The organism is Mycobacterium sp. SP-6446 (assembly GCF_001954045.1).
Classification (GTDB): domain Bacteria; phylum Actinomycetota; class Actinomycetes; order Mycobacteriales; family Mycobacteriaceae; genus Mycobacterium.
In genome coordinates, this window is the sequence record NZ_MBEM01000066.1 from 1 (window position 1) to 2317 (window position 2317).

The window sequence follows — 2317 nt, forward strand, 5'->3', positions numbered from 1 at the left end:
TCACCCGACCACCATCGGCAGGATAAAGAAATGCCGAAGACTAGCAACCACATCCCGAAGGCCTTGCGCCGGAAGGTCATTGAGGAGGAATCACATGTCCATTGATTTTGGTGCGTTGCCGCCGGAGGTTAATTCTGCGCGGTTGTATGCCGGTGCGGGGTCGACGTCGTTGACGACGGCGGCGTCGGCGTGGAATGCCCTTGCTGCGGAGTTGCAGTCGGCGGCGTTGGGGTATGAGAACGTGGTCACTCAGCTTTCGAGTGAGGAGTGGTTGGGGCCGGCCTCGGCGTCGATGGCCGCGGCGGTGCAGCCGTATGTGGATTGGATGAGCACCACGGCCGCTCAGGCCGAGCAGGCCGCCAGTCAGGCCAGTGCGGCCGCGGCGGCCTTTGAGCAGGCGTTTGCTTCGGTGGTGCCCCCGCCGTTGATTGCGGCCAATCGGGCCACGCTGGCTCAGGCGGTGGCCACCAATGTGTTGGGGCAAAACACCGGGGTGATCGCGCAGTTGGAGGCCCAATACGGGGAGATGTGGGCCCAAGACGCCACCGCGATGTACACCTATGCGGGTCAGTCGGCGACCGCGACCAAGGTGACCCCGTATACCGCGGCCCCGCAGGTGGCCGATCCCTCGGCCTCGGCCAAGCAGTCCGCCGCCACGGCCACGGCCGCGGGCACCTCGGCGGGTACCGCGCAAAACACCCTGCAGCAGGCGGTGACCTCGACGCCGAGCCAGTTGCAAAGCCTGGCCAACCCGACGGCCAATGCCACCACGGCCACCGATCCGTTTTCTGAGATCTGGTTCCTGTTGACCGGCCAGACCGCCTCACCCACCAACCTCGGCGCGGTGCTGAACGGGTACGCCCCGTACGCCGGTTTCTTGTACAACACTGAGGGTTTGCCGTACTTCAGTGTTGGTATGGGCAACAGCTTTGTGCAGATCGCCAAGTCGGCGGGCATCCTCGGTGGTGCCGCACCCGCGGCGGCCAAGGCCGCCACCGGTGCCGCCCAAGGCCTGGGCGGGCTGGGTGCTGCCCTGGGCGGCGGGGGCAGCCAGGTGGCCGCCGGGTTGGGGCACGGCGCCCACGTGGCCGGGCTGTCAGTGCCCCAATCCTGGCCCGGAGCCACCGCGCCCTCCATCGCCAAACCCATCTCCGCGGTCCCGGTCAGCGAGGTCATCACCGCACCGGACTCCGGAGCCGGCAACCTCGTCGGCGGCGTACCCGCCTCCGGAGTCGGCGGCCCCGTCCGCGGCGCCGGCGCAGGCCCACGCTACGGCTTCAAACCCACCGTCATGGCCCGCCCCCTCTCCGCCGGCTAAACCGTCTTGTTGATGCTCTGGTGGGGGGTCCCTCGGGGCCGGCCCACCCGCGACGTCATCGTTGCTGGGGCCGGGCCCGAGTTAATCCGCCGGAAGATTTTTAACGGGGACTATCAGCACCACACCCCCCGCGAATGCACCAGCCAGGGGAGTTTCGCCCGGGCGGGGGGCCGGGCTTTGCTGTGAGAGGGCCGTAACCACCCCAAACGAGGCCAAACGCTGTTACTGTGTCGTTACGAAAAATGAATTCGCAGTAGCGTTTCGTGAACACTTGCGAACAGGCGGCCTCGGAGCACGGTTTCCGGGGGCGCCGTCATCTACTCTCTTGCAGGGAGTAGGGGATAAATCGAGGGAGGAACAGTATGTCGTTTGTGACGACACAGCCGGAGGCTTTGGCCGCTGCTGCCGGCACCCTGCAGGGCATCGGCTCGACTCTGAATGCACAGAACGCCGCCGCCGCGGCTCCGACGACGAGCGTGGTGCCCGCCGCCGCCGACGAGGTGTCCGCGCTTACCGCGGCTCAGTTCGCCGCGCATGCGCAGATGTACCAGGCGGTCAGCGCCCAGGCCGCGGCGATTCACGAGATGTTCGTCAATACCCTGGGCATGAGCTCCGGCTCTTACGCCGCCACCGAGGCAGCGAACGCAGTCGCCGCCGGCTGACCAGCGCTCGCACGTTAAGGCTTTGGACGGACCCCCACCGAAGTGGATTCCTTGGCAAGCTTCCAGCAGTTCAGTACTCCGTCGACTCCAACGCCGCGGTTAGGGTCCGACGTCCGTCTCACTGTGTTGAGCGTCCGGTGGCCGCCGGCTGACGCGAAGGGGGGATCATCTTCATCCATGCGGCTCGACGGTTGCGCCACCGCGTAGCCGGTCCGGCCATCGTCGTCCATCACACCGAAAAACCTAAATAACTGAGTAATAAGGAGATAGCCAAGATGGCAACACGTTTTATGACTGACCCGCACGCGATGCGGGCGATGGCGGGCCGCTTTGAGAT

At 66.1% G+C, this 2317-nt stretch carries 3 protein-coding genes; 2 read left to right on the plus strand and 1 reads right to left on the minus strand.

Going from position 1 to position 2317, the window contains the following annotated elements; translation table 11 throughout:
• Positions 1 to 100: 100 nt before the first annotated feature.
• Entirely contained in the window at positions 101 to 1318 is a 1218-nt protein-coding gene (locus A5736_RS05510) for a PPE family protein (protein ID WP_139333143.1), read from the plus strand.
• 362 nt (positions 1319 to 1680) lie between these two features.
• The gene (locus A5736_RS05515) at positions 1681 to 1980 is read left to right on the plus strand and encodes a PE family protein (RefSeq protein WP_076124307.1); all 300 of its coding nucleotides are present in this window, start codon (positions 1681 to 1683) and stop codon (positions 1978 to 1980) included.
• A 14-nt stretch (positions 1981 to 1994) separates the two neighbouring features.
• On the opposite strand, the gene A5736_RS26530 is transcribed toward A5736_RS05515, so the two are convergent.
• The coding region (locus A5736_RS26530) for a hypothetical protein (RefSeq protein WP_217695734.1) at positions 1995 to 2317 on the minus strand (323 nt) is incomplete at its 5' end.

Coding starts and splice junctions, on each gene's coding strand:
- A5736_RS05515 (WP_076124307.1), top strand. CDS start 1,681: ATGTCGTTTGTGACGACACAGCCGGAGGCTTTGGCCGCTGCTGCCGGC.